This window comes from Isoptericola sp. NPDC056578 (assembly GCF_042793275.1).
GTDB lineage: Bacteria > Actinomycetota > Actinomycetes > Actinomycetales > Cellulomonadaceae > Isoptericola.
Map to the genome: position 1 here is coordinate 104,709 of NZ_JBHTVC010000002.1, position 26,138 is coordinate 130,846.

Consider the following 26,138-nt stretch of genomic DNA (forward strand, 5'->3'; position numbering starts at 1 on the left):
CGGTCACTCCTCACCCGCGCCGTCGGTGACCCAGGCGTCGTAGAAGTCCAGGCGCGAGGACGCCTCGAACGTCAGGCCCTGGACGCGGTCGCTCGCGGCGATCGTGGTGGACAGCTCGTAGACGGGGATGGCGTGCCCGCGCTCGATGAGGAGCCTGGACGCCTCGGCCACGAGCTTCTTCCGCTCCTCGGGGTCGGTGGCCGCGGCGGAGTCGTCCAGGAGCTGGTCGACCTCCTCCGCGTCGCGCTGGTTGATGTTGCGCGCGTTCGCCGAGAAGATCGTGCGCAGCACGTCGGCGTCGGAGCGGGTGAGGTTGTAGTAGTCGAAGTCGAAGTCGCCGGCCTCGTTGGCCGCCTCCTTCTCGGCGACGGTCACGTGCTTGAGCTGCAGGTCGACGCCGATCTGGCGCAGCTGCTGCTGCACGAGCTCGAGCGGCTCGGGCACCTGCCAGAACGTCACGGTCGTGGTGAGCTTCTGCCCGTCCTTCTCCCGGATGCCGTCGGCGCCCTCGACCCAGCCGGCGTCGTCGAGGATCTTCTTCGCGCCCTCGGGGTCGTAGGCGAGCAGGTCGTCGGCGCCCTCGAACAGCGGCGTCGAGTGGGAGAGCACACCCGTGGCCGGCTGGTCCTGCGGCGTCAGCACGGTGTCCACGATCTGCTGCCGGTCGATCCCCTTGACGAGCGCGGTGCGCACGGCCTCGTCGGCGGCCAGCGGGCTGGACTCGTTCGGGAAGAGGTTGAACACGACGCCCGGGTTGGCGCGGTACTGCAGCCAGAACCCGTTGCCGTCGAACTGCGGCAGGTCGACGGCGTTCAGCGCGGCGGTGGCGTCGATCTGGCCGGACTGCAGGGAGCCGGTGCGCACGCCGGCCTCGGGGATGACCTTGAAGGTCACGGTGTCGAGGTAGGCCTCGCCGGTGTGCGCGTTCGCCTCCGAGCCCCAGGCGTAGTCCTTGACCTTCTCCAGGACGATCTCCTGGTCCTGGGTGTAGGTCTGCACGGCGAACGGCCCGGAGCCCACGTACTTGCCGGCGCAGCGGTCCTCGGCCGACAGCTTCGCCGAGCCGGGCGACAGCAGGCCGAGGGAGAACGTCGACGTGGCCTGGAGGAACTGCGCGCTGGGCTCGTCGAAGTCGACGGTCACGGTGTTCTCGTCCACCACGGTGGTGCCCGCGTAGCCGACCAGGTACTGCGACCCGAGCGACGCCACGGCGCCGAGGTCGACGATGGCGTCGAAGTTGGTCTTGACGGCCTCGGCGTCGATCGGGGTGCCGTCGGCGAAGGTGGCGTCGTCGCGCAGGTGGAACGTGTAGCTGGAGGCGTCGTCGTTCACCTCCCAGCTCTCGGCGAGCCAGGGCAGGATCTCGCCCGACTCCGGGTCCTGGGCGGTCAGGGAGGCGACGGTCTGCCGGGCGGCCGCGATCGCGTCGTTGTTGCCGACCTGCTGCGGGTCGATGCAGTGCGAGTCCACCGTGATGGCGAACGTCAGGTCGCCGCCGGCGACGGGCTCGGCGTCGGCCGACGCGCCGGTACCGGTCGCGTCGGCGCCGCTCGAGCAGGCGCCCAGCAGGAGGCCGGCGGCCGAGGCGGCCGCGGCCAGCCCGAGGGTCCGGCGGCGGTGGGTGCGAGGGGTGGTGGTCATCGCGTGGCGTTCCTCGTGGTCGTGGCGGGTCGTCCCGGCCCCGGCACGCTGCCGGGACCCGGTGGACGACCGGAGCCGTGCTTACCCCGCCGCGGGCGCGGCAGGGTCAGGTCGTTCCCGGAGCACCCCGTCACGTCGAAGGGTTGCTGGCCAGCGAGCCGGGCCTGGGTGCTGGCGCTCGTCACCTGGGCGGCAGGGAAGCCCTCCCGGCCGCGGGAGTCAAGGGTCGGGCGGGTCGTCTCACATCACGGACCGGTGCGGGCGCCTCGGGCCGCGTCCGGACGCACGACGGCCCCGCCCGTCGGGGTGACGGGCGGGGCCGGTGACACGGTGGCGGCGAGGGAGCCGGTGGCGGTCTCCGCCGCGCTCAGCGCGCCGCGGGGCTCAGCCTCTTGCCCAGCAGGTACAGCTCGCACCCGAGGCACAGCCCGACGACGGCGTTCAGCCCGGCGGCCACGAAGGCGAGGCCGGCGGCCCAGGGCACGGCGGCGAGCACGCCCGCCAGCCCGAGGACCACGCCGACGCCGGTGACGACCAGGCCGACGAGCTGGGCGAACCGCGGCGGCCGCGGGTCCTCGAGCTCGGCGGGCGGCGCGAGCCGGGGGCGGACGAGCGTCTTGAAGAGCCAGCCCTGCACCGTGCCCTGCGCGCCGCGCACGGCGCCCAGGAGGAACCCGGCCGCCACGACGGCGAGCAGCACGAGGCCGGCGGTGCTCGCCCCGAGGAGCACGACCACGGCGAGCAGCAGCGCCGTGATCCCGGCGCCCACGCGCGGCCCCCGCGGGTCGATGCCGGCCGGCGCCTGCGTGGTGGTGGTCTCGCGGGTCATCGTCGCCTCCTGCGGCGGGTCGGGTCAGGCGGTTCGGTTCGGGTCAGGCGGGTCGGGCGGTTCGGGTCAGGCGACGCCGGCGGGTGCCGGGAGGGCGGCGGCCAGCGCCTGGCGCGCCTGGGCGGGCGACATGCCGCCGCTGCTGCGGGCGGCCTGCGCCCCGGTGGCGTCGAGCACCAGCACCGTCGGGGTGCTGAGGACGCCGAGCTCCCGCACGAGGTCGAGGTGGTCGTCGACGTCGAGCTCGTGGTGCTCGACGCCGGCCTCGCGCTCGGCGAGGCCGCGCAGCACGCGGGCGGTGGCGCGGCACGGGGCGCACACCTCGGCGGACAGCTGGACGAACGTGGCCCGCTCCCCCAGCCGGACGCCGCGGGCCGCCCAGTCCACGCCGGGGTCCCGTCGGGCGGGGGTCGTGCGGACGCGGCCCTGGCGCGCCTTCCAGAGCGCACCCAGGACGACGGTCCCGAGGACGAGCACCCCCAGCACCACGAGCTGGGTCGGCTGCACGGTCATGGTTCCCTCCCTCGCCACGGTCGACGTCCGCGGCCATTCTCCTCGTCGCCCACCATCCGGTCGACGGGGTACCCGCATGGCGGACACCTCGTCGACCGGATCGCGGAGCTAGGCAGGCACCGCCGCCACGCGGTCGCCGGGGTGCCCCGCCGCGGTGAACCCGGCGGCCCGGCGCGCGTCGTGGGGACCCCAGAGCGTCGTCGACACCTCGGCGCGCACCAGCGGCGCCACCTCGGCGGCGAACCGGCGCAGCACGTCCTCCTGGTGGGACGGCTCGAGCAGGTGGTTCACCGACACCGACTGCAGCACGTGCCCGAAGGTCCCGTGGTAGTCGAGGATCTTCTCCGCCACCCGCTCCGGCGAGCCGACCAGCGCGGGCCCGCGCTCCACCGCGTCCTCGATCGTCTCGAAGGCGAGGGCCTTGCCCACGTGCGTCGCGGGGTCGTAGCCCCGGGCCCGCAGCCGCGCGACCTGCCCCTCGTACAGCGGGCGGTACTCCTCGATCGCCTGCTCGGTGGTGTCGGCGAGGAACAGCCCGCCCGACCCTGCCCCGACGAACCCCTGGGCCGGGTCGTGCCCGGCCGCCGCGTACCGCTCGCGGTACCGGTCGATGAGCACCCCGTAGCTCTCCCGCGGCTGCAGCGCGTTGGCGCTGACGATCGGGTCGCCCCAGCGGGCGGCCAGGTCGACGGCGAACTCGCTCGTCGCGGAGCCGTGCCAGATGCGGAACGCCCCCGCGTAGGGCCGCGGCAGCGTGGTGGCGTGCTCGAGGGCGTGCCGGTGGCGGCCGGACCACGTCACGTCCTCCTCCGACAGCAGCAGGCGCAGCAGCTCGTAGTTCTCCTCGAGGTACTCGTACTGCCGGGCGATGTCGAGGCCGAGCAGCGGGTACTGCAGCTCCTCGTTCCCCTTCCCGATGACGATCTCCAGCCGCCCGCGGGAGAGCTGGTCGACGGTCGCGAGGTCCTCGGCCACCCGGATCGGGTCGAGCAGCGAGAGCACGGTGACGCCGGTGGACAGCAGGATGCGCTCGGTCCGGGCGGCGACGGCGCCGAGGATCACCGTGGGCGCGGACGACAGCACGTCGCCGGCGTGCCGCTCCCCCACGGCGAACGAGTCGAAGCCGAGCTCCTCGGCCAGCACGGCGTGCTCGACGACGCGCGCCAGCCGGTCCGCGGGCGGCACCGTCTCCCCCGTGACGGGATGCGGCGGGTTGAAGACGATGTCGAGCAGCTGGAAGCGCATCAGGCGACGCGCTCCTCGGCGCCGGCCGTCGCCGTCTCGGCCGCGGCACGGTCGCGCGCGGCGACGCCCTCGCGCACCAGCGGGATGACGTACCGGCCGAAGTCGATCGCGTCGTCGAGCAGGTCGTAGCCGCGGGCGGAGATGACCCGCACGCCCAGGTCGTAGTACGCGAGCAGCGCCTCGGCGACCTGCTCGGGCGTGCCGACCAGCGCGTTGGAGTTGCCGGCCCCGCCGGTGGCCTTGGCCGTCGCGGTCCACAGCGCGGTGTCGTACCGCTCGCCCTCGGCGGCGATCTCGAGCAGCCGCTGCGACCCCGCGTTCTCCGGCCGGTCGATCGGGTGCCGCCGGGAGAGCTGCCCGCCGAGCTCCGCCTTGCGTGCCTCGATGCGGTCCAGCACGCGGTGCGCCTTCTCCCACGCGAGCTCCTCGGTGGGGGCGACGATCGGGCGGAACGCGGCGTGGATGCGCGGCGGCGTCTCCCGGCCGGCGGCAGCGGCCTCGGCGTGCACGCGGTCGATCTGCTCCTTCGTGCGCGCCAACGGCTCGCCCCAGACGGCGTAGATGTCGGCCTCGGCCGCGCCGACCCGGAACGCGGCGTCCGAGGAGCCGCCGAAGGAGACCGTGGGCACGTGGCCCTCGAACGGCTTCGCGTCGAGCACGAAGTCCTCGAAGTCGTAGAACTGCCCGTGGTGGTCGAACGCCTCCGGGCTGGTCCACGCCTGCTTGACGATCCGGATGTACTCGTGGGTGCGCGCGTACCGCTCGTCCTTGGTGAGCCGGTCGCCCTCGCGCCCCTGCTCGTGGTCGTTGCCGCCGGTGATGAAGTGCACCGACAGGCGTCCGCCGGAGAGCTGGTCGAGGGTGGCGAACGTCTTCGCGGCGTACGTGGGGTACGAGACGTTCGGGCGGTGCGCCAGCAGCAGCTCGATGCTCTGCAGCCTCGCGGCGGTGTGCGCGGCGAGGGCCGCCGGCTCGGGGCCGGAGGACCCGTAGGCGAACAGCACGCGGGTCCAGCCGTTGTCCTCGTGGGCGCGCACGATGCGCTCGAGGTAGGCGGGGTCGAACGCGGCGGTGGTGCGGGCCGACGTCTCGGAGGCGTCGTTCGTGGTGGCGATGCCGAGGAACTCGACGGGCATGGGGGTCTCCTTCGCAGGGTACGGCGGGCGCGAGCGGGGCGGTCAGGCGCCGGCGGCGGGGTCGTCCGCCGGGGCGGTCGCCGGCAGTCCGGCGTCGCGCCAGGCGGGGAACCCGCCGTCGACGTGCGTGACGTCGGTGTAGCCGCGGGCCGCCAGAGCGGCGGCGACCGGCCCGGAGCCGTTCACCGACCCGCACACGACGACGACCGGGGTGTCGAGCGAGACCGCGGGCGCGCCGGCCGGGCCGAAGAGGGCGTCCAGGTCGTCGCGGTCGACGAGCGTGGCCCCGGGGATGTCGCCGGCGGCGGCGCGGCCGCGCGCCGACCGCACGTCGACCAGCAGGGCACCGTGCTCGACGCGGGCGCCGGCCGCGCGGGCGTCCTGCGGAGGCGGGGCCGTCGCCGCGTCCTTCGCGGGTGTCGTGCCGGTCGTCGGGTCGGGCGTGGTGGTCTCGGACGTGGTCATGAGGTCCTCCTCGAGGGTGGTCGGTACGAGGTCAGTGCGAGGTGGCCAGGGCGGGCACGCGGGGCGCCTCGCCCTCGGTGGCGCCCCACGCCTGGGCCAGCAGCGCGAACGACCGCTGCCGGTCGGCGGGGTCGTGCGTGGCGGTGGTGACGAGCAGCTCGTCGGCCCCGGTGACGCGGGCCAGCGTCTCCAGGCGGTCCACGGCGGTCGCCGGGTCGCCGACGACGCGCGTGTCCACCCGGTCGGCGACCACCGCGCGCTCCGCCTCGGGTCGCTCCGCCCAGGGCGTGGCGTCGGCGGGGCGGGGGTAGGCGATCGCGCCGTCCGTCCCGCGGCGGATGGAGAGCACCCAGTCGGCGAACGGCGCCGCGAGCTCGCGGGCGCGTTCGGTGGTGTCGGCGACGAGCACGTCCGCGGAGACGACGACGTACGGCTCGGCGAGGACCCCCGGCCGGAAGGCCGCCCGGTACGCGGCGACGGTCTCGAGGGTGTTCGACGGGCTCACGTGGTAGTTCGCCGCCAGGGGCAGGCCGAGCTCCCCCGCCACCCGGGCGCTCTCGCCGCCGGAGGACGCGAGCACCCACAGGTCGAAGGCGGCGTCCTGCACCGGCGGTGACACGTACCGGCGCCCGCCGTCGTCGGTGTAGGTACCCGCCCGCAGCCCGAGCACGAGCTCGACCTCGGCCCGGAAGCTCGCCGGCGTGCGCGAGGCCCCCAACACCGCGGCCTGGGCGAGCGCCCGCTCGCGCAGCACGGAGTCCCCCGCGGTCGGCGGGGCCGGGGGCACGTACAGCCCGTCGACGACCCGCGGCCCGCCTGCCGCGGCCGCTGCCGGGGCCGGACGCGTGGCGCGGCCGCCCTGCGGCGGCGTGAACGCCCGGCCCAGGCCGAGGTCCACCCGCCCCGGGTGCAGGGCGGCGACGGTGCCGAACTGCTCGGCGGCGACGAGGGGGCTCGTGGTGCTCAGCAGCACCGCGCCCGAGCCCACGCGGATGCGCTCGGTGCGGGCGGCGACGGCGGCCGCGAGCACCGCGGGCGAGGCGGAGCCGACCCCGGGCGACAGGTGGTGCTCGGCGTACCAGACCCGGCGGTAGCCGAGCCGGTCGAGGTCGACGGCGAGGTCGACGGCGTCGCGCACCGCCTGCGCCCCGGTGCGGCCCTCGGGCACGAGCGCGAGGTCGAGGACGGACAGGGGCACCCTGCTGGTCGGGGTCGCGGCGGGGTCGGTCATGGTGGTCTCCAGGTCGCGGGTGGTGCGGCGTCGTGCGGGTCGAGCGGTGTCGTGCGGGTCGTGCGTGGTGCGCGCGGACGGTCAGCGCGACGGCAGGCCGAGGGCCGTGAGGGCCTCGCGCAGGCGCTCGCGGCCCTTGAGCGAGCCGCCGCCGCGCAGCCGGTCGACGACCCGCTGCGACCACGACCCGTCGAGCCGCTCGTCGCGGTAGAACGCGTCGATGCGCGGCGCGTAGTCGGCGACGTGCGCGACTCGCCCTTCGTCGTAGGTCTCGCGGTGCAGGACGGCGTCCTGGGGCAGGCGCGGCTTGACGCGCGGGGCATGGTCGGGGTCGGGGTGCCCGACGGCCAGCCCGACGACGGCGACCGCCCCGGGCGGCAGGCCGAGCTCGGCGGCGAGGTCCTCGGGGTGGTTCCGGACCGCGCCGACGTACACGGTGCCGAGGCCGAGCGACTCGGCGGCCACCACCGCGTTCTGCGCGGCGAGCGCGGCGTCGAGGAAGGCGACGACCGTCGTCTCGAGGTAGCCCGCGGCCTCGAGCTCGACGCCGTCCTGCGCGCCCAGCTCCCGGGCGCGGGCCACGTCGGCCACCCACACGAGCAGCAGCGGCGCGTCGCGCACGTGCTCCTGGTGCCCGGCGAGCGCGGCCACCCTCGCGAGGCGGTCGCGGTCGGTGACCGCGACGACGCTCCACAGCTGCAGGTTCGACGACGACGGCGCGGACTGCGCCGCCGCGACGACGGTGGGCAGCACCCACGGCTCCAGCGGCCCCGGCAGGAACGCCCGGACGGAGCGATGACCCAGCTGGACGTCGAGGGCCGCCGGGCCGCCGGCCGGCGCACCGGGGTGCGCCGCGCCGTGCGACGTGGCGAGCGCCCTCGTGAGGGCCGAGGCGACGCCGGGCGCGGCGTCGTCCGCGTCCTCGGGTCGCACACCGTAGCGGGCGGCGACCCGCGCGCGGGCCCGCAGCTCCCGCAGGTCCGCGGCCACCCGCGGCGTCGTGGGACGGGCGGGGCGGGGCCTGCCGGGGGGTCGCGGGACCGCGACGGCGGACGGCGTGGTGTTCTCGGTCACGGGCACTCCTCGATTCGGGGACGGGTCAGGGGACGGGTCGGGCGGTGCGGACGGCCGGTGCCGTCACTCCGTCTTGGGCAGGCCCGGCGGGTTGGTCTCGGGCTTCTCGACGGCCTCGGTCTCCAGGCCCCAGCGCTCGAGCACCTGGGAGTAGGTGCCGTCGTCGAAGGCCTGCTGCAGGGCCGCGGTGACGGCGGGCGCGAGGTCGTTGCCCTTCTTGGTGGCGACGGCGATCTGCGCGGTGTCGGGCCAGCCGCCGTTGAGCGTGCCGACGACGGCGAGCTCGTCGGGCGAGATCTTGGCCTGGTACGCGAGGGACGCGTTGGGGCCGACGTAGACGTCGAGGCGACCGGACTTCAGGGCGAGCAGGACGTCGGAGAGCTGCTCGTAGTACTCCGGCTGCCCGCCGGCGATGGGCTCGAGACCCTCGGCCACGTTCTGGTCGTTCCACTCGAGCAGGATCTTCTCCTGGTTGGTGCCCGAGCCGACGCCCACCCGCAGGCCCGCGACGTCCTTCCGCTCGGTGATCTCGGAGACGTCGGAGCCGGCCTTGGTCAGCCAGCCCAGCTCGTCGTTGCGGTAGGAGGAGAAGTCGATCGTCTCCTTGCGCTCCTCGGTCACGGTGACGTTGGAGATGACGGCGTCGACGTCGCCCGACTGCAGCGCCAGGGGCCAGTCGGCCCAGGCCTTGACCTCGAGGCGGAGGTCCTTGCCGAGGCCGTCGGCGACGAGCTGCGCGATGTCGGTCTCGTTGCCGATCGGGGTCTTGTCGTCGTCGGCGAAGAAGCCGAGCGGCGGTGCCGCGCCGGCGCTGACGGCGACGACGAAGTCGTCCTTGTCCGCGAACGCGTCGGGCAGCAGGCCGACGGCCTCGGCCGACTCGGTGGACCTGATGCGGTCCTGGTCGGGGCTGGTGCTGACCTCGAGCCCGGCGGCGGCCGCGCCCTCGGAGCTGGTGCCGGCGGGCGCCTCGACGCCGTCGTCGGTGCCGGCGGCCTCGGGCGCGGAGGTGCTCACGCCGGCGCACGCCGTGAGGGCCAGCAGGGGGACGGTGGCGAGCAGGGCGAGCGCGCGGGCTCGACGGGTCGGTGCGGTCATGGGTGTCTCCTGGGACGGGTGGGCGGCCGGGGCCGCGGGTGAGGTGGTGCCGGAAGGGCGCGGGGACGCCGGGGAGGTCAGAGGACCTTGTCGAGGAACGCGCGCGTGCGGTCGTGACGCGGGCGGGAGAGCAGCTGGTCGGGCGGCCCCTGCTCGACGACGACGCCGCCGTCCATGAAGACGACGTTGTCGGCGACCTCGCGGGCGAAGCCGATCTCGTGGGTGACGACGACGAGGGTGGTGCCGGTGCTCGCCACGTCCTTGATGACCTCGAGCACCTCGCCGACCAGCTCGGGGTCGAGGGCGGACGTGGGTTCGTCGAAGAGGAGCACGCGGGGCCGCAGCGCGAGGGCGCGGGCGATCGCGACGCGCTGCTGCTGTCCGCCGGACAGCTGGCGGGGCCGCGCGTCCGCCTTGTCGGCGAGCCCGACGCGGGCGAGGAGCTCGCGCGCCTCGGCCTCCACCTCGGCACGGGGGCGGCGCTGCGCCGACAGCGGCGCCTCGACGACGTTCTCCAGCACGGTGAGGTGCGGGAACAGGTTGAAGCTCTGGAAGACGAACCCGATCCGGGTGCGCTGCCCGAGGATCTCCCGCTCCTTGAGCTCCTGCAGCACCTCGCCCCGGCGGCCACCGCGTCGCGCGTGCCGACGGCGGTAGCCGACGAGGTCGCCGTCCACCGTGACGAAGCCGGCGTCGACCTTCTCGAGGTGGTTGATCGCGCGCAGCAGCGTGGACTTGCCCGAGCCCGACGGCCCGAGGACGACGGTCACGGTGCCCGGCTCGAAGGTGAGGTCCACGTCCCGGAGCACCTCGAGGGTGCCGAAGCTCTTGTGGAGGCCGTGCACCTCGACGCGTCCCGCAGCATTGTCCGGCGCCGTCGTGGGCCCCGTCGTGCGGGTCGTCGTGCGGGTCGTGGTGCGGGTCGTGGTGGCGGTCATGCGGGGCCTCCCGAGGTGCGGGCGGTGCGGGTGAGGACGCCGACCCGCGCGCGGGCCGCGAACGCCGGCGGCACGTGCGGGGGCACCGGACGACCGGTCAGACGGGCCGCGGTCACGGCGGACGACCAGCGCAGCCGCTGCAGCGGGGTGGGCGGCAGGGTGCGCACGGCGCCCTTCGCGTAGTGCCGCTCCACGTAGTACTGGACGATCGTGATCAGCGTGGTGAGGACCAGGTACCAGATCGCCGCGACGATGAGGAGCGGCACGACCTTGCCGTTGCGGCCGTAGATGACGGACGCGATGTAGAACAGCTCGCCGTACGCCAGGACGTAGACGATCGAGGTGCCCTTGAGCAGCCCGATCACCTCGTTCACCGCCGTCGGGACGATCGAGCGCATCGCCTGCGGCAGCACGATGCGGGTCACCTGGCGGCGGCGCGGGATGCCGAGCGAGGCGGCGGCCTCCTGCTGCCCCTGGTCGACGCTGAGGATGCCGGCGCGCACGATCTCGGCGGAGTACGCGGCCTGCGAGAGCCCCAGGCCCAGGATGGCGGCGCCGAACTTGTCGATGACGCCGAGGGTGTCGAACCAGAGGAACTCCGGCCCGAAGGGGACGCCGAGGCTCAGGTGCGGGTACAGGTAGGCGAGGTTGTACCAGAGCAGCAGCTGCAGCAGCAGCGGCACGGACCGGAACACCCACGTGTACGCCCACGACACCCCGACGAGCAGGGGCGAGCGCGACAGGCGCATGAGCGCCAGCACCGTGCCCAGCGCGAACCCGACCACCGACGCCGCGGCCGTGAGCCGGATGGTCGCCCAGGCGCCGGACAGGATCGAGGGCCAGGTGAGGTACTGCGCCACGACGTCCCACTCCCACCGGTCGTTGGTGAGCAGCGAGCTGACGACCATCGCGAGCAGCACGGCCACGCCGGCGGTCGCGACCCACCGGCCGGGGTGGCGGGCGGGGACGATGCGCAGGTGCGAGTACGGGGAGTCCCCGGCGTCCGGCGCGGGCGACGGGAGCGCCGGGGCGGGTGCGCCCGCGGTCCTGACGGCGGTCATCGCGGCGCCCTCTCCCCCGCGGTGACGGCGAACGGGACGTGGTTCCCCGGCGGCGGGGCAGGGCACGTGCCGTGGTCGCTGAAGGCGTACGGGAGGTTGACGGCGTCGTTCAGGTCGAGCCGTGCCACGCCCGCGCCGCCCGGGGTCAGGGACCCGGAGAGCTCGGGGCGCGCCACCCGCCAGGGCGCGACGCCGGGGGCCTCGTCGCTGAACAGCAGCGTCGGCGCGCCGCCCGGCCCTCCGGTGAGCACGAGGGTGACGGTCCGGTCGCCACGGGTCAGGTCCAGCTCGCCGACCGCCTGCAGCCGGTGCACCAGGCCGGGGCGGGCGGCACCGACCACCAGGTCGCGCGGAGTCTCGTAGAGCCGGACGGGCGCCTCCACCTGCCACGACGGGTCGTGGTCGAAGGCCGGCACCCCGGCGAAGTCGAGGCGGGTGCGGGCGTGCGGGTCGCGCAGCCGGATCGCGAGGCGGCCGGTGCGCCGCACCAGCTCGATCGCCACCGCGGCCGTCTCGCCCGCCGCGACCCCGTCGGCGTCCTGCCGGGCGCCGTCGGCACCGCCTGCACCGTCGACGGGCTCGCGCCCGGCGGGCAGGAACGTGCCCAGGACGACGCTGCCGCCCTCGGGGACGTCGCCGTCGTACGCGCCGTCCGCGACCTCGGGGCCCTGCACCCGGGGGCCGTCCGCCTCCCCCGGACGCAGGTGCGCGCCGGCGTCGTCCGCCAGCCACAGCCCGGGCACGCCGGGCAGCGGCTCCGGTCGCGACGGCAGCCAGTGGTAGGCGGCCAGGCTCAGCCAGCCGTGGGGCGCGGCGAGGTCTCGCTCGCGGTCGGCCCGCCGGCGCGCGCGCCGCTCCGCGGCGGGGTCGGCGGCGGGGTCGGCGGCAGGGTCGGCGGCAGGGTCGGAGAGGCGGACGCGCGGTGCGTCGGTGACGGTCATCGGGGACCTCCGGTCACGAGAGGACGAGCAGCGTCGCGGTGGGCTCCGACGACGCGGGCGGCGGGGGCGACGCGGCGCGCGTCGGGTCGGGCGGTCACGCGCGCACCAGCCGGGGGTCGGCGGTGCGGCCCGCGCGGGCCCGCGGCCGGGAGTGCGCGGGAGCGGGGGCGGCGACGGCCGTGGCGGCCGGGTCGACGTCGGGCAGCCCGAGCGTCGCGCGGAGCGTGCGCGGCGCCGGGGACGCCACCGCCCGCACGCCGTCGCGCACGAGCCGCGGGAGCACGCCGTCGACGAGGGCGTCCAGGTCGGGGCCGAGGGACGAGGGCCGCAGCAGGAACCCGTCGGACGCGCCGGCGTCCCGCCAGTCGACGATGGTCTCGGCGAGGTCGTCGGGGGTCCCCGCCACCACCAGCAGCCCGCCGGAGATCTCCGGGCCCTCCAGGGCCTCGACCAGCTCGAGCCGCGCCTGCGCGCTGGCCCGGTCCTCGGCCAGCACGACGTAGGCCTCGGTGAGCACGCGCAGCGTGTCGGGGTCGCGACCGGCGGCCTCGGCCGCGTCGCGCAGCCGGGTGCGCAGGTGGATGGCGCGCGCCGGCGCGGTGGCGGCCACGCGGGCGACGTCCGCCGTCCGGGCGGCGAGGTCGATCGCGGCCTCGCTCCGGACGGAGACGACGACGGGCGGCCGGCCCTGCCGCGTCCCGCCCCCACGGTGGGCATCGGCGGCCTGGCCCTCGGCCGGACGGTGCCGGCGCACCGCGAACCGGATGCCGTCGTGGTCCACGCGGAACCGTCCTTCGTCGTCCACGGCGACGGCGCCGGCGGCGTCACCCGCGGCCCCGGTCGCGAGCCCGTCCCAGTGCCGCACGACCTGCGCGGCGACGCCGCGGGCCTGCGCCGCCCAGGCGTCGTCCTGCACGACGGCGCCGGCGGGGAGGCCGACCTGCCACCCGGCCCGGCCGGAGCTCGCCTGGTCGACGCGGGCGACGGCCTGGGCGACGTGCGCCGGGTCCACGTGCGCGGTGTCGACGGCGGCGACCAGCCCGGCGCGCCTCGTGTGCGGCGCCACCCGCGCGGCGGCGACGGCGGCGTCGAGCCGCCCGGTCACCTGCCGCCGCCCCGGGTGCAGCAGGAAGCCCTCGTCGAGGGTGACGAGGTCGAGGCCACCGTCGTCGGCGGTGCGCACGAGCTGGACGAAGCGCTCGCCGTCGAACGACCGGGGCTGCACGATGCCGCGCGCCCGGTGGACGCCGGGGCGGGCGCCGGCCGCCGTGAGGTCCACACCGACGACGAGGGGGGACGGGGCGGTGCCGGGCGTGGTGGGCAGCGCGGGCGTGGTGGTCGGGGAGTACGGCACGTCGGCTCCGATCGGGGCGCGGCGGGCGGGCGCGCTCGGGCGCGGGTCGTGGACCCACGGGTGCGCACCGCCGCCGGGAGGGCAGGGGAGGAAGGCCCGCCGGGAGCGGCGGGCGGGGGCCGTCTGCGGCCGGGCCCGGCAGGAGCCGGGCCGTCGAGGAGGGGCGTCCGCCGCGGGGCGGCGGACGCTCAGGCCGCGATCAGCGGCGTCGACACCACGCCGGGGTGGACATCGGCACGGACATCGACACGGACGTCGACATGGACATCGACATGGCCGTCGGCATGGACATCGGCGAGGCGGACGGCACGTGCCGGGTCCGGGACGACAGGGGGCGCGTGCTGATCGCGTCGCGGTGCATGCTCGTCCTCTCCTGCTCCCCGCCGGGGCGGGGTTCGCGTGTTGCCGTGCCGTCGGCGACGGCCGGCCTGGTCCTCACCCGGGGCACCCACCCGCGCTGGGGGTTGCCGTCCGACCAGCCGGGGCTTCGCGTCGGAGCTCGTGACCACCCGGGACGGCCGGACGCGCCGCCTCACGGCGCCGCGGTCGTCCGACCCGGTGCGCAGGAACGTAGGTGCCCGACAGGGGGGTGTCAACGGTTCCCCCCGCACGTCTCGGATACTGAACAGATCCGACCGGATTTATCGGATACTCGGTCACGCAGGAATCCCGTCTACCGTGGGACGCGTGAGCCAGGACGCGAGGCACGACCCAGGGCAGCACGCCGCACACGACGCGGAGCACCGCTCCCCCGACGCCGCCGAGATCAGGGCGCTCGTGGACGACCTCCGACGCCTGGTGCTGACGTACAAGTTCGGGATCGACGAGGTCATGACCAAGATCTCGATCCTGCGCGACGAGTTCCGGCACATGCAGAACTACAACCCCGTCGAGCACGTGGGCTCGCGCCTCAAGTCGCTCGAGTCGATCGTCGCCAAGTGCCGCCGCAAGGGCATCCCGCTGACTCCCGAGGGCGTGCGCGAGCAGATGTTCGACGTCGCCGGCGTGCGCGTCACGTGCAGCTTCGTCTCGGACCTCTACAAGGTGCGGGACATGCTCACGAACCAGGCCGACCTCACCGTCCTGGAGGAGCGGGACTACATCGCGCACCCCAAGGCGAACGGGTACAAGTCGCTGCACCTCATCGTGCAGGTGCCGGTCTACCTCTCCGACCGCGTGGAGCACGTGATCGTCGAGATCCAGCTGCGCACCATCGCCATGGACTTCTGGGCCAGCCTGGAGCACAAGATCTACTACAAGTACGAGCGGGACGTGCCGCGCCACCTCACCGACTCCCTCAAGCTCGCCGCGGACGTCGCCGCGTCGCTCGACAGCTCGATGGAACGTATCCACGAGGAGGTCAAGGCGATCGCCGGCGCCGACGAGCCGGTCGAGCGCCGCGACTCCCTGCTCAGCCCCGAGGAGATCTTCCACAACTTCTGGGGCGCGGCTCGGGCGGAGCGGCTGACCCTGCGCACCACCCGCGACGACTGACCCGACGACTGGCCCGACGACTGCCCCGCGGCGGTCAGCCTGGCCCGGCCGTGCTCGCGCGCACCACGAGCTGCGGCTCGCACGTCACGAGCCGGTGCCGGTGGGCCTCGGCGCCCGTCACCAGCTCCTCCAGCAGGAGCTTCACCGCCTCCCGGCCGACGGCCTCCCCCGGCTGCCGGACGGTCGACAGCGGGACGGCGGAGTCCCACGCGGCGCGGTTGTCGTCGTAGCCGATGATCGCGACGTCGTCAGGCACCCGCAGCGAGGACGACAGCAGCAGCGACTGCAGCACGCCCACGGCGAGCAGGTCCGCCGCGGCGACGACGGCGTCGGGGCGCTCGCGCGGGTCGCGCAGCACGAGGTCGTCGCCCACCCGCCGGCCGTCCTCGACCTGGACGTTCCCCGTCTGCTCCACCTCGAGCACCACGCCCGGGTGCTCGGCGACGGCGCGCTCGACCCCCAGCAGACGGTCCCGGACCGGCACGAGCTCGGTCGTGCCGGCGAACAGCAGCCGCCGGCGCCCCTGCTCGACGAGGTGCGTCGCGGCCAGGTACCCGCCCAGCTCGTTGTCCGGCACCACCGAGCAGACGTCCGAGTGGTCGCCCGGCGCGTCGACGACGACGAGCGGGACGCCCGGGGCCGAGCGGTGCAGGTCCTGCGTCGAGCCGTGGTTCGCCGCGACGAGGATGCCCGCCACGCGGTCCTCGACGAACAGGTCGACGTACGTGCGCTGCTTCTCCTCCGACATGTCGGAGTTCGCCAGCAGCAGGCTCAGGCCCGCCCGGCCGGCCTCCTCCTCGGCGCCCCGCGCGATGTCCAGGAAGTAGGAGTTCGCGAGGTCGATGATCACGAAGCCGAGCGTCGAGCTCCGCCCGGCCGCCAGCGAGCGCGCGACGCCGTTGCGGACGAACCCGAGCTCCTGGATCGCCGCCTCGACCCGGGCGCGGGTCGCGGGCGTGACGCGCACCGTGCCGTTGAGGACGTTCGACACCGTGCCCATCGACACACCGGCGGCGCGCGCCACGTCCGAGATGCTCGGGGACGAACGTCTCACCGGGGTCGTCGCTCCTCGGGCCGGTGGGTGGGGACGAGACGAGGTTACCCGCGCTCACACCGCGAGCTCGTCGACGGGCGGCACGAGGACGTCGCGCATGTCGCCCTCGCGCCACTCGGCCAGCAGGCGGTGGAACGCGACGGGGCCGGGGCTGTACGACGTCGGGGTCGCGCGCCGCGTGCCCTCGCCGTTGTAGTAGCCGGGGGTGCACTCGGCGAGGAAGGACGAGTTGTCGACCGCGACGTCGAGGATCGTGTCGCACCACGCCTGCTCGGCCTCCGCCGTCGGCTCGACGTACCGCGCGCCGGTCTTGGCCGCGCGGGCGAGGACGGCGGCGAGATGCTCGGCCTGCTCGGTGAGGATGTGCACGAAGTTCACCGAGTTCGCGTTCTGCATCGCCCCGAGGTGGAACAGGTTCGGGAAGCCGTGGGAGAAGAAGCCGTGCAGGGTGCGCGGCCCGCGCCTCCAGGCCTCGAGCAGCGAGGTCCCGCCGCGCCCGTGCACGGGCATCGTGCCCGAGACGACGCCGGAGACGCCGACCTCGAACCCGGTCGCGAAGATCACGCAGTCGACCTCGTACTCCGCGTCCCCCACGACGACGGACGTCTCGGTCATGCGCGTGATGCCGCCGTGGTCGGCGGTGTCGACCAGGGTGACGTCGTCCCGGTTGAAGGCCTGGAGGTACTGGTCGCTGAAGCCCGGGCGCTTGCACATGTACCGGTACCAGGGCTTGAGCGCCTCGGCCGTGGCCGGGTCGGCGACCACCTCGTCCACGCGCGCCCGGATCAGGTTCATCTTCGCGAAGTCGGCGAGCTCGTCGCGCCGCTCCCGCTCGGCGGGGTCGAGGGTCGTGTCGACGGCACCGGTGATCATCTGCCGCTGGAGCCGCGCGGTGGACGTCCAGCCGTCGCCGACCAGGTCCTCGGCGACATCCTCGCCCGAGAGGATCGCGAGGAAGTTCTCCATCCGCTCGCGCTGCCAGCCCGGCCGCAGCGAGGCGGCCCACGCGGGGTCGGTGGGCCGGTTGTCGCGCACGTCCACCGACGACGGCGTGCGCTGCATGACGTACAGGTGCGCCGCGTCGCGGGCCACGTGCGGGATCACCTGGAGCCCCGTGGCCCCGGTGCCGACCACGGCCACGCGCTTGTCCGCGAGCCCGGTCATCCCGCCCTCGGCGCTGCCGCCGGTGTAGCCGTAGTCCCACCGGCTGGTGTGGAACGTGTGCCCGCGGAAGTCCTCGATCCCGGGGATGCCGGGAAGCTTCGGCTGGGTCAGCGTGCCCGAGGAGACCACCACGTACCGGGCGCGCATCGCGTCGCCCCGGTCGGTGCGCACCAGCCACTCGGCGCCGTCCTCGTCCCAGGTGAGCTCCGTGACCCGGGTCTGGAAGACGGCGTCGCGGTACAGGCCGTACTGCTCGGCGATCCGCACCGCGTGCCGCCGGATCTCCTCCCCGGGCGCGTAGCGCATCGTCGGGAGGTACCCCGTCTCCTCCAGCAGCGGCATGTACACCGACGCCTCGATGTCGCAGTGGATCCCCGGGTAGCGGTTCCAGTACCAGGTGCCGCCGAAGTCGCCGGCCTCGTCCATCATCCGGATCGACCCGAAGCCCGCCTCGCGCAGCCGGGCGCCCGTGAGCAGGCCGCCGAACCCGCCACCGACGACCAGCACCTCCACCCGGTCGGTCAGCGGGGCGCGCTCCGTGCGCTCGGTGTACGGGTCCTTCGCGTAGTAGCCGAACTCCCCCGCCGCCCGCCGGTACTGGGCGCTCCCGTCGGGGCGCAGCCGGCGGTCGCGCTCGTGCCGGTACCGCTCGCGCAGGGCGTCGGGGTCGAGGGCGGCGATGCGGTCGGCAGGCGTCGTCGTGTCGGTCACGGAGGGCCTTTCGTCAGGAGAACGGTTCGCCAGGGCGACAGCCCTGCACCCACGAAACGTACATCAACGTACGTTTCGCGTCCGCCTCTGACGCCGTGTCGGTACGTCGGTACCCTCGGCGCCATGGCCGAACCCGTCCGTCGCGACGCCGCGCGCAACCGCGACCTGCTGCTCGCGGCGGCCCGCCGCGTGCTCGCGGCCGAGGGCCCCGACGTCCCGCTCGAGCGGGTCGCGGCCGCCGCGGGCGTCAGCCGCACCACCCTGCACCGGCACTTCCCCAGCCGCGAGGCGCTGGCGTCGGCCGTGCTCGAGCAGAACGTCGCCGACCTGGAGACGCTCGCCACCGCCCTGGGCGACGCGGACGACGGCGTGGTCACGCTGCTCCATCACGCGCTGGACGTCCAGGTCGCCGCACCGTCGTTCGCGCTCGTCGCCCTCAGCGACTCCCCCGCCCTCGCCGACCTCGCGCGGCGCACCGCGGCGGCCTTCGCGCCGCTGCTCGCGCGTGGCCTCGCGGCCGGCGTCGTGCACCCCGGCGTGACGACGCAGCACCTCATGCTCGCCCTGCCGATGGCCATGTCCGCGCTCGCCCTCGAACGGCGGGACCGTGGCGGCGCCCGCGGCACCCAGGCCCGGGAGATCGTGCACCGCGGCCTGTTCACCACGGCGGTCCCGGCGTCCTGACGTCGCGGCCGGGGGTCGCGCGGCACCGGCGGGCTGGCGCGGCTACGCGGAGGCCAGGAGCGCGGTGCAGTGCTCGAGGAGGTCGAGGTTCCCGTCCACGACGTCGCGCTCGGTCATGTCGTAGCGCTCCTCGCCCGCCACCCCGACGTCCTCGATCGCGAGGCCCGCGGAGGTGCCGGACCGGACCATGCGCCGCACGGCGAGCGCGAAGCCGATCCCTGGCGGCAACGGCGGGAGCGCGCGGTGGGCCGCGTGGTAGGCGTACTGGACGTCGTCGCCGCTCCAGACGTTCGCGCCGCCCCCGCCGGTCGCCGCACCCACGGCGACCACCCGGCCGATGCCGTGGTCCACCAGGCCCGCCGCGAAGAGGTCGCCGCAGGAGTACGTGTTGGCGTCGACGACGGCGACGACCGGACCCCGGTACGCCCGCGCGGCACCGTTGCACAGGTCGGGGTCCGCGAGGGGCAGGTGCTGCGAGAACTCCTCGCCGAGGTCGAGGGCGGCGCGCAGGGAGCCCGCCCAGTCGGCGAGGTCGGCCCCGTTGCCGTCGGCCTCGGCGAGGTCAGCCATCGCCGGCGTCGCGCGGCACGCGAACCGCGCCGGCTCGACCCGCTCGTCGGTGAAGAGCTGGAACAGCCGCTCGGCCGCGTCGACGACGCCGCCAGGGTTGGAGCGGAGGTCGACGACGAGCCCGTTCTGCGGCAGCCGGCGCAGCAGCCGGGCGACCTCGTCGACGAACCGGCCGGGATGGCGCACGTCGAACGTCCAGATCCGCAGGTAGCCGAACGTGCCGTGCGACGTCGTCACCGGCCGGGCGGCGAGGGCGTCCGCGATGCTGGTGCGCAGCCACCCGGAGCCCTTCGCCCGGGGCTGCACGCCCCGCCGGTCGCCCTCCCACAGGTCGGTGGCGAAGAGCAGCTTGCGAGCGCGGCGGGCGGTCTCGCCGACGACGTCGATCCCGCGGCGCGTCCGGGTCGCGACCCGGTCGTCGGCGGTCGCGGCGGCCCCCGGGCGGATGGCGCGCCACTCGAACCTGGCGGTGCGGTCGGGGTCTCCCGCCGGGTCCTCGGGCCTCCGGAAGCCGACGTCGACCCACAGCTCGTCCGGCGGCGGCAGGAAGGCGAGCGGCCGCTGGGTGAGCGTCTCGAGGGCCCGCGCCCGGCGGGCGTCCGGCCGTCCCCCGGTGAGGGTGTCGGCGAACAGGTCGACCGCGCGGGTGAAGGGCACCGCGTTCCAGGTGGTGAGCCGGACCCCGGGGGCGAACGCCGGGTCGGGCACCTCGTCCGTCGTCTTCGTGACCAGGAACGTGGGCGACGTGTACGGGCCGGACGACTCCACCAGGAACGGCAGCGCGGCGACGTACGGGTCGGCCCCGGGCACACCCACGAACAGCTGCGTGTGCTGGTCGCGCAGCCGGTTGACCACCCTGGTGAGCGCTCGCAGGAACCCGGCGCCGTCGAGCAGGGGGATCTCCCGGCGCAGGGCCGCGAGCGCCCGCAGCGGGTCGTAGCCGTAGAGCGCCCGCTTCTGCCCGTAGTGCACGTAGACGTCGGTGAGCAGCGTGGTCCAGAGGTCGACCAGGTCGTGCTGCTGCGTCGCCGTGAGCGTCACCGGCTCCGGCCCGGGTTCGGCCCGGGACGGCACGACGTCGTCGAGGCGGCTGCCGGCGCGCGCGCGGAGGGCGGCCGGGCTCGGCGGCGGCGTCACGACCCGAACCTCGCGCGCAGCGGGGCGAGGACGCCGTCCGGGATCGGCGCGGCGTCGAGGAGGTCGAAGTACGCCGCGTCGTGCTCCAGCGCCGGCACCGGCGGGATCCGCACCGTGCCCGGGTCCTTGGGCGGACCGGCGCGACCCGTGCGGCGGGTGTCGGGCATGTCGAGGAAGAGCTCGAGCTCGGCGTCCGGCGCGAAGCGGGGCCCGGCGGAGGCGCGCGCCTGGGCGGTCGCGATGGCCTGCTGGGGGTCCTGCTGCACCTCCCGCAGCCTGTCCAGGACCGCGCGCCACGACCAGGCGCGCTGCGGGTCGGCCGGGTCGGGCAGCGCGACCCGGCGCCGTCGGCCCCCCACCGTGGCGGTGAAGGCGGGCGGCGCCGCGGCCGCCGTCATGAGGCCCGAGTCCCCGTAGCGGGGGACGCCGCCGACGACGACGAGGGCGACGTCCCGCTCGCGGGCGGCGACGACGCGCGTCCAGGCGTCCCCGCGCCCGCGGCCCCGCACGACGGTGACGTCCGCGAGCGCCCCCGGGACGAGGCGGCCGACGGGACGGTGCCAGCACCGCTCGAGGAGCGTGCCGGGGTTGCTGGTGACCATCTCGACGATCTGCGCGTCCGTGAGGTCGTAGCCGAGACGGTCGGCGGCGATGCGGGCCACCTTCATCTCGCCGAGGAGGTTCTTCGTGCCCGACGGGCCCCAGTCGCTGCCCAGGCACACGGTGACGCCGCGGGCGCGGGCGTCGTCCACGAGGGTCGTCTCCGCGTAGAGCAGCAGGTTGGACAGCGGCGACCAGACGACGCCGCCCGCCTCGGCGGGGTCCCACCGGGCCCACCCGTCGGCGTCCACCGCGCAGGCGTGCACGGCCAGCAGCGTGGGGAGCAGCCCGTCGGCGCGGTCGAGGTCCGTGTAGTCGGCCAGGACCCGGGAGCCGCGACGCCCCTCCGCGCAGTGGTAGATGAACCCGGAGCCGGCGGTCATGCGCCGGACGGCGGTGGTGAGCGCCTCGCCCGTCTTGGTGACCACCGAGGTGTAGATCAGGTCGTCCCGACCGGTGCCGACGTCCTCGGCGTCGACGTTGCGCATCACGGTGCGATACCCGCGGTTGGCGGTGGGCCAGCCCTGCGCCGCGGTCGCTCCCCCGGCCATCGCGCGCACCTGCACGTACGCGAGCAACGCCTCGGGACAGGCCTTCGCGTACACCCAGGCGGGCTCGGTGATCGACTCGGTGTAGGTGTCGGCGTCCGGCCAGTGCTTGTTGTGCAACCAGGGCTCGGTGCGGCCGGGCTCGGCCCACAGCGGCAGCGCGTTGTAGGCCAGGTGGTTGTGCATGTCCACGAAGCCCGGCAGCACGGACGCGTCGCCGACGTCGACCTCGGTGGCGCGGGCGAAGCCGGCGACCCGCCGGCGACCGGTCGTGACGTCGACGACCGTGTCGCCGTCGATCCAGACCCGCCCGCGCGACGGGGGCTCCGACGCCCCCTGCGCCATCGTCGCGACGTTCCCGGTGATGACCAGCTGCGCCATGGCCGTCCCCCTGCTGTCGACCCCGGCGGGCGGGCGCCCGCACCGGGACTGTCGCCTCATTGTCGCCACGGTCAGCGGTGACCCACCGGCCGCGGGCACCGACTTCACCCGGTGGCGGGCGTGCGTGTCGCGCGCCCTGGGCGCTCCCTGTCGGTGAGGGAGGCGCCATGATCACCGATCCGTTCGACACCGGGCCGACCGGCCGGTTCCGGACCCTGTGCCGCACCTACCCGGACGACACGGTGTTCCGCGGCACGGACGGCTTCCGGTCGCTGTGGGGGCCGGTGTTCTACCGCGGACGGGCGAACGGCGCCGCCCGGCTGCTCGTCGTCGGGCAGGACCCGGCGCAGACCGAGGCGTTCACCCGGCGCATCCTGTCGGGACAGGCGGGACGGCGGGTGCAGGGCTTCGTCGAGAAGCTCGGGTTCACGTCCAGCTACCTCATGGTCAACGCGTTCCTGTACGGCATCTACAACCAGTCGATGGCGCTGCCGCACCTGAACGACCCGGAGGTCGTCGCCTACCGCCACCGGTGGTTCGCGGCGGCGCTCGCGCCCGGCCGCATCGAGGCGGTCGTGACCTTCGGCACCCCCGCCTTCGAGGCCTGGCGCACGTTCGTGACCTCCCCCGAGGGAGCCGGGGTGTCCGTGTTCCACCAGCGGGCCCTGCACCCGACGGCCGACAAGCCCGGCGGACCCATCAGCCGCAAGGACCTGCTCGACAACTGGAACGTCGCGCTGGAACGGCTGCACACGAGGGTCCAGGCGCCCGACGAGGTGCGACCGCTGATCCCCTACGGCGCCGACTTCACGCCGGACGAGCTGCCCGCCGTCCCGAGCCGCGACCTCCCGGCGGGCATCCCGGCCTGGATGCGCGACACCGACTTCTGGGCGGTGCTCGGCGACCCGCCGGGCACCGAGCGTGCCAACATCAGCGTCGAGGTGCCTTCCGCCTGACGACCGCCGCCCCGGCGCCGTCCGACGGTCCGCACTCCCGGCAGACCTGGCATGCTCTTCTCGACCCCCGTTCTCGGCCCCCGTTCTCGACCCCCGTTCTCGGCCCCACCTGGAAGGACCGGCGTTGGACGGATCCGCACTGGCGCACGTGTTCGCCGCGACCGCCGAGCGACGCCGCGCCGTCGCGGACCTGCTCGAGGCGTTGGACGAGTCGCAGCTCGCCGCGCCGAGCCTGTGCGCCGGCTGGGACGTCCGGACCGTCGGCGCGCACCTCGCCCAGACCGCGGCTCCCGGGGCTCTCGGAGAGTTCCTGCGGGACGTCGTCCGTGCCCGGGGCAGCATCCATCGCGCGAACGACGCCGCCGCCCGGCGCGCCGGGCGGCGACCGGTCGCGGAGACCGTGACGCTGCTGCGCCGGCGCGCCGAGAGCCGGTTCAGCCCGCCGTTGACCGGCCCGCGAGCGCCCCTCACCGACCTCCTCGTCCACGAGGGCGACATGCGGCTTCCCCTGGGGCTCGGCCACGACCCGGACCCGGACCCCGGGACGGTCCGCGTCGGGCTGGAGTTCGTCACGACGGGGCATGGGTGGCTGCGGGACGAGGCGTCGCTCGCGGACGACGAGTGGACCGACCAGCGTGTGCTCTACGAGTCGTTCCGCATCTACGTCGAGTCGGGCGGCGGCGGCCGGCCCCTCAGCAAGCGCGAGTTCTACGCCCGGCTAAGGCAGGTCGACGCGCTGAGCGAGTCGAAGCGGCGGGGCATCCGGGGCTTCCGGGGCATCACGATCCGCGCGGACCGGCCGTAGGGGGCAAGGGGGGGCGCGTTCCTCAACCTCTTCTCTATTAATCCCGCCCCTGTGCGGGACGGACTAATAGAGAAGAGGTAGGGACTGGCGCCCCCAACGCCCCCTCTGCCCCCTCATGCGCGAGGTTCGGAGTGAAGTCGCGCGCCGTACTCCGCGAGCATTCGCCTTGCCTCGGGACGGAGCTCAACCGGGCGACGACCGGCCGGAGCATCCTGGAGAAGGCGCAGAGGACGCCCACTCGCGGTGAGCGACGCGGGCTGCTGCGAGCGCCGACGGGGTGCGGGCGTCGTGGCGGCTGCAGCGGTCATGGCGGGATCCTCCTCGTGCTGCGGATTGTCCTACACAGTGGAGCCATGCTTTACGGGCGACGGGATATCGTGAAGCGACCCTGCATCGAGAAGGCCCCATGGATACCGCCGACCCCCATGCATAGCCGCTGTCGCCGCGCACCAGAGGTATCCCCGGCCAAGGGGGGTCACCTCATGCACGTCGGCCGCCTCTTGGATGCGGGCATCCCGTCCAGGGGTGCCGCCTCATGAACCCCTCGGGTCCCCATAGACCCTTGGCTCGATCCACCGCACGCTCGGGTAGGCCCCACATCTAGGACATGAACGGTTTTTGTGGATGGGCCCCCATCTCGAAAACTGGGATCGGCGGCCCATTCAAGTGCCTAAGGGGCGTCGGCAGCGGAGGATGGACTCCGAGGCCTATCGACCATGCCCCGCTGGCAAGCTGAGGGAACGTTGAACCTCGCATGATGGCTGGCGGCGCCAGGAGATCAGCACCGGCGATTACCGGCGTGAACGCGGCCACGGTCCTGCTCGGATCCCGATCGAACATGATGTGCATGCGCCGGTCGACCGGGACGAGATGGATGGTCATGCAGTCGGTGCCCACTGTTGAACAGACACGCGAGGTCTTCCTGACGGCCTCGACGAGCAGGGTCTCGACAGCATCGAGAGTCTGTCCGTCCGACGCACACAGTGCCTCCGCCAGTTCGTCTTGGATACTGTCCGGAACTCTGGTCCCGATCCGGTAGATCTTGAACCTTGAAGGTTCCCCCCACATCTTGGGGAACGTCTGCACTTTGGTCTTCCGACGCCGCTCGCCCCTGTGTTTGAGGGAGAGGAAAATCGGTCGGCTGTTCCGCGGGTCAGACGGGGCGACGCGCCAACGACGCTTCGAGACGTAGCCAGCGATCGACACCTCAACCTGCCTATCACGAACCTGCTGGCGCGGAAGGTCCCGCTCCAGGGCACGGCAAAGCCGAGCGATGATCTCGCCCAGGTGCGGTACCTCCTGCGGAGCGAACTCAATCGGGTTGCCCTCGCCCAGGAGCCTCGACTCGGGCAGCTTCCGAGCCATGACCTGCTCGGCAATCCAGTTTGCCGTCGACGCCCCATCGATGTGAGCCAGACCCGTGTATGAGACGACGACGGCACAGCCGATGCCCAGCACCACGACTGACTTGTTCGCGTACGCGTCGAACTCGGTAATCGTGCCGTCATTCGACACGGTCAGGCGTCGGTCACCAACCGTGACGATGAACCGCGGCCCGACGTAGGTCAGGTGAAGCGTCACAAGGCACCACCGCCTCGTCCCGACTCTCGTCGAGTTACGTCACAGCGTTGCCAGATGCCGCCCCAGCGCGTCACTCTCATGTCCAGATGCTCGCAGCGCCGGTCCTGAAGCTGGAGGGCAGCCCGGAGGTTTCACCCTCACCTGTGGCACAAATAGTGCTGCGCCCGGGCTACCTTCTCGGCATGCCGACGCCGTCCCCCAGTCCGATCCCGAGCCTCCAGGTCCTCCTCCAGCAGCAGAGTGAGCAGGGCTGGTGGCAGGACTGGGGTTCGTCGATCGTCCCGGGTCTAATCACGATGGTCGGTTCGGTGGCCGCGTCGCTCCTCGTCGCGTACTTCGCGCTGCGAGGCGTGAAGGAGAGCGCACAGAAGAACGCCCAGTCGCTCATAGACGCGGAGACGGAACGCGCCAGGAACGCGCGCGACCACGACGACTATCGATGGCTTCGAGGAGCGAGGGCGACGGCGTACTTCGGGATCATCAAGTCGACGCACGCCGCGGTCTTCGCCTGCAACCAGGTGGTGTGGTTCGGACGGCCGAAGGACCCTGCGGGTGAGAAGTACGAGGCGACGAACGTCGACAAGATGGTCGCGAATGTCGAGATCTGGAACGACGCATCCACTGAAACGCGCCGCTGGGCAGCCGAGGTTCGAGCCGTCGGCGACAGGCAAATCGCGACGCTTGGTGAGGCTGCCATGCATGTCGCTGGCAAGGCGATCCCTGCTGCGTACGAGGCCGGGGAGCAGCACACGCCCGAGGAGCCGTACGTCCGCGAGAAGGTCGGCGTGGAAGACCTCAAAGCAGCCCACAACAAGTTCGTCGAGATGGTGGCTCTTATCCGGATGGAACTCGGCTCCGACAACGCGGGCGTCCCGGAACCCGAGAGCCTCGCTGCCTCCAGCACCACACCTCAGCACGAGGACTGAC

24 protein-coding genes and 2 riboswitches are annotated in these 26,138 nt (G+C 74.2%); of the genes, 5 read left to right on the top strand and 19 right to left on the bottom strand.

Features of this window, described 5'->3' with window-relative positions; all coding sequences use genetic code 11:
• Window positions 1-3: 3 nt before the first annotated feature.
• From ACFQ80_RS01445 to ACFQ80_RS01510, 14 genes are all read right to left on the bottom strand, one after another.
• A complete protein-coding gene (locus tag ACFQ80_RS01445; protein ID WP_430562283.1) occupies window positions 4-1,641 on the bottom strand; it encodes an ABC transporter substrate-binding protein in 1,638 nt (545 codons plus the stop codon).
• Window positions 1,642-1,713: 72 nt separating this feature from the next.
• Window positions 1,714-1,827, bottom strand: a riboswitch (SAM riboswitch).
• Window positions 1,828-2,008: 181 nt separating this feature from the next.
• The gene (locus ACFQ80_RS01450; protein ID WP_430562284.1) at window positions 2,009-2,470 is read right to left on the bottom strand and encodes a DUF4395 domain-containing protein; all 462 of its coding nucleotides are present in this window, start codon (window positions 2,468-2,470) and stop codon (window positions 2,009-2,011) included.
• A gap of 66 nt (window positions 2,471-2,536) precedes the next feature.
• A complete protein-coding gene (locus tag ACFQ80_RS01455) occupies window positions 2,537-2,983 on the bottom strand; it encodes a thioredoxin family protein (protein ID WP_430562285.1) in 447 nt (148 codons plus the stop codon).
• Window positions 2,984-3,091: 108 nt separating this feature from the next.
• Window positions 3,092-4,228, bottom strand: coding sequence for an LLM class flavin-dependent oxidoreductase (locus ACFQ80_RS01460; protein WP_430551153.1), 1,137 nt, complete (start codon window positions 4,226-4,228; stop codon window positions 3,092-3,094).
• Complete coding sequence (locus ACFQ80_RS01465) at window positions 4,228-5,364, bottom strand: LLM class flavin-dependent oxidoreductase (RefSeq protein ID WP_430562286.1); 1,137 nt, start codon at window positions 5,362-5,364, stop codon at window positions 4,228-4,230. Before ACFQ80_RS01465 ends, ACFQ80_RS01460 begins: the two co-directional genes overlap by 1 nt.
• A gap of 42 nt (window positions 5,365-5,406) precedes the next feature.
• Window positions 5,407-5,829: a rhodanese-like domain-containing protein gene (locus tag ACFQ80_RS01470; protein ID WP_430562287.1), complete on the bottom strand. Its 423-nt coding sequence runs from the start codon at window positions 5,827-5,829 to the stop codon at window positions 5,407-5,409.
• 31 nt (window positions 5,830-5,860) lie between these two features.
• Window positions 5,861-7,060 carry an LLM class flavin-dependent oxidoreductase gene (locus tag ACFQ80_RS01475; RefSeq protein ID WP_430562288.1) on the bottom strand — a complete coding sequence of 400 codons (1,200 nt, stop codon included), beginning with the start codon at window positions 7,058-7,060 and terminating at the stop codon, window positions 5,861-5,863.
• 81 nt (window positions 7,061-7,141) lie between these two features.
• Window positions 7,142-8,134, bottom strand: a complete 993-nt coding sequence (locus ACFQ80_RS01480; protein WP_430562289.1) for an NADPH-dependent oxidoreductase — start codon at window positions 8,132-8,134, stop codon at window positions 7,142-7,144.
• A gap of 63 nt (window positions 8,135-8,197) precedes the next feature.
• Window positions 8,198-9,232 (bottom strand): ABC transporter substrate-binding protein, encoded by a 1,035-nt coding sequence (locus ACFQ80_RS01485; RefSeq protein ID WP_430551148.1) that lies wholly within the window; start codon window positions 9,230-9,232, stop codon window positions 8,198-8,200.
• 77 nt (window positions 9,233-9,309) lie between these two features.
• Complete coding sequence (locus ACFQ80_RS01490; protein ID WP_430562290.1) at window positions 9,310-10,170, bottom strand: amino acid ABC transporter ATP-binding protein; 861 nt, start codon at window positions 10,168-10,170, stop codon at window positions 9,310-9,312.
• A complete protein-coding gene (locus tag ACFQ80_RS01495) occupies window positions 10,167-11,231 on the bottom strand; it encodes an amino acid ABC transporter permease (protein WP_430551146.1) in 1,065 nt (354 codons plus the stop codon). Before ACFQ80_RS01495 ends, ACFQ80_RS01490 begins: the two co-directional genes overlap by 4 nt.
• On the bottom strand, window positions 11,228-12,172 hold the full coding sequence (locus ACFQ80_RS01500) for a DUF1684 domain-containing protein (protein WP_430562291.1): 945 nt from the start codon (window positions 12,170-12,172) through the stop codon (window positions 11,228-11,230). Before ACFQ80_RS01500 ends, ACFQ80_RS01495 begins: the two co-directional genes overlap by 4 nt.
• 94 nt (window positions 12,173-12,266) lie before the next feature.
• Window positions 12,267-13,526, bottom strand: coding sequence for an LLM class flavin-dependent oxidoreductase (locus tag ACFQ80_RS01505; RefSeq protein ID WP_430562292.1), 1,260 nt, complete (start codon window positions 13,524-13,526; stop codon window positions 12,267-12,269).
• A 199-nt stretch (window positions 13,527-13,725) separates the two neighbouring features.
• Window positions 13,726-13,887, bottom strand: a complete 162-nt coding sequence (locus tag ACFQ80_RS01510; protein ID WP_430562293.1) for a hypothetical protein — start codon at window positions 13,885-13,887, stop codon at window positions 13,726-13,728.
• A gap of 32 nt (window positions 13,888-13,919) precedes the next feature.
• A riboswitch (SAM riboswitch) is annotated at window positions 13,920-14,033 on the bottom strand.
• Window positions 14,034-14,291: 258 nt separating this feature from the next.
• Between ACFQ80_RS01510 and ACFQ80_RS01515 the strand changes: the two genes are divergently transcribed.
• Window positions 14,292-15,020 (top strand): GTP pyrophosphokinase family protein, encoded by a 729-nt coding sequence (locus tag ACFQ80_RS01515; RefSeq protein ID WP_430551270.1) that lies wholly within the window; start codon window positions 14,292-14,294, stop codon window positions 15,018-15,020.
• A 34-nt stretch (window positions 15,021-15,054) separates the two neighbouring features.
• On the opposite strand, the gene ACFQ80_RS01520 is transcribed toward ACFQ80_RS01515, so the two are convergent.
• On the bottom strand, window positions 15,055-16,074 hold the full coding sequence (locus ACFQ80_RS01520) for a LacI family DNA-binding transcriptional regulator (protein ID WP_430562294.1): 1,020 nt from the start codon (window positions 16,072-16,074) through the stop codon (window positions 15,055-15,057).
• A gap of 54 nt (window positions 16,075-16,128) precedes the next feature.
• Entirely contained in the window at window positions 16,129-17,949 is a 1,821-nt protein-coding gene (locus ACFQ80_RS01525; protein ID WP_430562295.1) for a flavin-containing monooxygenase, read from the bottom strand.
• 123 nt (window positions 17,950-18,072) lie between these two features.
• On the opposite strand from ACFQ80_RS01525, the gene ACFQ80_RS01530 reads away from it, so the two are divergent.
• Window positions 18,073-18,633, top strand: a complete 561-nt coding sequence (locus tag ACFQ80_RS01530) for a TetR/AcrR family transcriptional regulator (protein ID WP_430562296.1) — start codon at window positions 18,073-18,075, stop codon at window positions 18,631-18,633.
• Between the two features lie 42 nt (window positions 18,634-18,675).
• Here ACFQ80_RS01530 and ACFQ80_RS01535 read toward each other — a convergent pair whose 3' ends face one another.
• Together ACFQ80_RS01535 and ACFQ80_RS01540 are read right to left on the bottom strand one after the other, a co-directional pair.
• Window positions 18,676-20,340, bottom strand: a complete 1,665-nt coding sequence (locus tag ACFQ80_RS01535; RefSeq protein ID WP_430562297.1) for a S41 family peptidase — start codon at window positions 20,338-20,340, stop codon at window positions 18,676-18,678.
• Window positions 20,337-21,869, bottom strand: a complete 1,533-nt coding sequence (locus tag ACFQ80_RS01540) for an amidohydrolase family protein (protein WP_430562298.1) — start codon at window positions 21,867-21,869, stop codon at window positions 20,337-20,339. Before ACFQ80_RS01540 ends, ACFQ80_RS01535 begins: the two co-directional genes overlap by 4 nt.
• 167 nt (window positions 21,870-22,036) lie before the next feature.
• Between ACFQ80_RS01540 and ACFQ80_RS01545 the strand changes: the two genes are divergently transcribed.
• Window positions 22,037-22,825 carry a hypothetical protein gene (locus tag ACFQ80_RS01545; protein ID WP_430562299.1) on the top strand — a complete coding sequence of 263 codons (789 nt, stop codon included), beginning with the start codon at window positions 22,037-22,039 and terminating at the stop codon, window positions 22,823-22,825.
• A 124-nt stretch (window positions 22,826-22,949) separates the two neighbouring features.
• Window positions 22,950-23,630 carry a maleylpyruvate isomerase family mycothiol-dependent enzyme gene (locus ACFQ80_RS01550; RefSeq protein ID WP_430562300.1) on the top strand — a complete coding sequence of 227 codons (681 nt, stop codon included), beginning with the start codon at window positions 22,950-22,952 and terminating at the stop codon, window positions 23,628-23,630.
• Between the two features lie 600 nt (window positions 23,631-24,230).
• On the opposite strand, the gene ACFQ80_RS01555 is transcribed toward ACFQ80_RS01550, so the two are convergent.
• A complete protein-coding gene (locus ACFQ80_RS01555) occupies window positions 24,231-25,211 on the bottom strand; it encodes a hypothetical protein (protein WP_430562301.1) in 981 nt (326 codons plus the stop codon).
• 86 nt (window positions 25,212-25,297) lie between these two features.
• On the opposite strand from ACFQ80_RS01555, the gene ACFQ80_RS01560 reads away from it, so the two are divergent.
• A complete protein-coding gene (locus tag ACFQ80_RS01560) occupies window positions 25,298-26,137 on the top strand; it encodes a hypothetical protein (RefSeq protein ID WP_430562302.1) in 840 nt (279 codons plus the stop codon).
• The last annotated feature ends 1 nt before the right edge of the window (window position 26,138 follow it).

Excerpts from the sequence above, each read along its gene's own strand:
- ACFQ80_RS01560 (WP_430562302.1), top strand. The coding sequence starts at position 25,298 with ATGCTCGCAGCGCCGGTCCTGAAGCTGGAGGGCAGCCCGGAGGTTTCA.
- ACFQ80_RS01495 (WP_430551146.1), bottom strand. The coding sequence starts at position 11,231 with ATGACCGCCGTCAGGACCGCGGGCGCACCCGCCCCGGCGCTCCCGTCG.
- ACFQ80_RS01500 (WP_430562291.1), bottom strand. The coding sequence starts at position 12,172 with ATGACCGTCACCGACGCACCGCGCGTCCGCCTCTCCGACCCTGCCGCC.
- ACFQ80_RS01510 (WP_430562293.1), bottom strand. The coding sequence starts at position 13,887 with ATGCACCGCGACGCGATCAGCACGCGCCCCCTGTCGTCCCGGACCCGG.
- ACFQ80_RS01530 (WP_430562296.1), top strand. The coding sequence starts at position 18,073 with ATGGCCGAACCCGTCCGTCGCGACGCCGCGCGCAACCGCGACCTGCTG.
- ACFQ80_RS01545 (WP_430562299.1), top strand. The coding sequence starts at position 22,037 with ATGATCACCGATCCGTTCGACACCGGGCCGACCGGCCGGTTCCGGACC.
- ACFQ80_RS01540 (WP_430562298.1), bottom strand. The coding sequence starts at position 21,869 with ATGGCGCAGCTGGTCATCACCGGGAACGTCGCGACGATGGCGCAGGGG.
- ACFQ80_RS01475 (WP_430562288.1), bottom strand. The coding sequence starts at position 7,060 with ATGACCGACCCCGCCGCGACCCCGACCAGCAGGGTGCCCCTGTCCGTC.
- ACFQ80_RS01470 (WP_430562287.1), bottom strand. The coding sequence starts at position 5,829 with ATGACCACGTCCGAGACCACCACGCCCGACCCGACGACCGGCACGACA.
- ACFQ80_RS01450 (WP_430562284.1), bottom strand. The coding sequence starts at position 2,470 with ATGACCCGCGAGACCACCACCACGCAGGCGCCGGCCGGCATCGACCCG.
- ACFQ80_RS01485 (WP_430551148.1), bottom strand. The coding sequence starts at position 9,232 with ATGACCGCACCGACCCGTCGAGCCCGCGCGCTCGCCCTGCTCGCCACC.
- ACFQ80_RS01490 (WP_430562290.1), bottom strand. The coding sequence starts at position 10,170 with ATGACCGCCACCACGACCCGCACCACGACCCGCACGACGACCCGCACG.
- ACFQ80_RS01455 (WP_430562285.1), bottom strand. The coding sequence starts at position 2,983 with ATGACCGTGCAGCCGACCCAGCTCGTGGTGCTGGGGGTGCTCGTCCTC.
- ACFQ80_RS01460 (WP_430551153.1), bottom strand. The coding sequence starts at position 4,228 with ATGCGCTTCCAGCTGCTCGACATCGTCTTCAACCCGCCGCATCCCGTC.
- ACFQ80_RS01465 (WP_430562286.1), bottom strand. The coding sequence starts at position 5,364 with ATGCCCGTCGAGTTCCTCGGCATCGCCACCACGAACGACGCCTCCGAG.
- ACFQ80_RS01445 (WP_430562283.1), bottom strand. The coding sequence starts at position 1,641 with ATGACCACCACCCCTCGCACCCACCGCCGCCGGACCCTCGGGCTGGCC.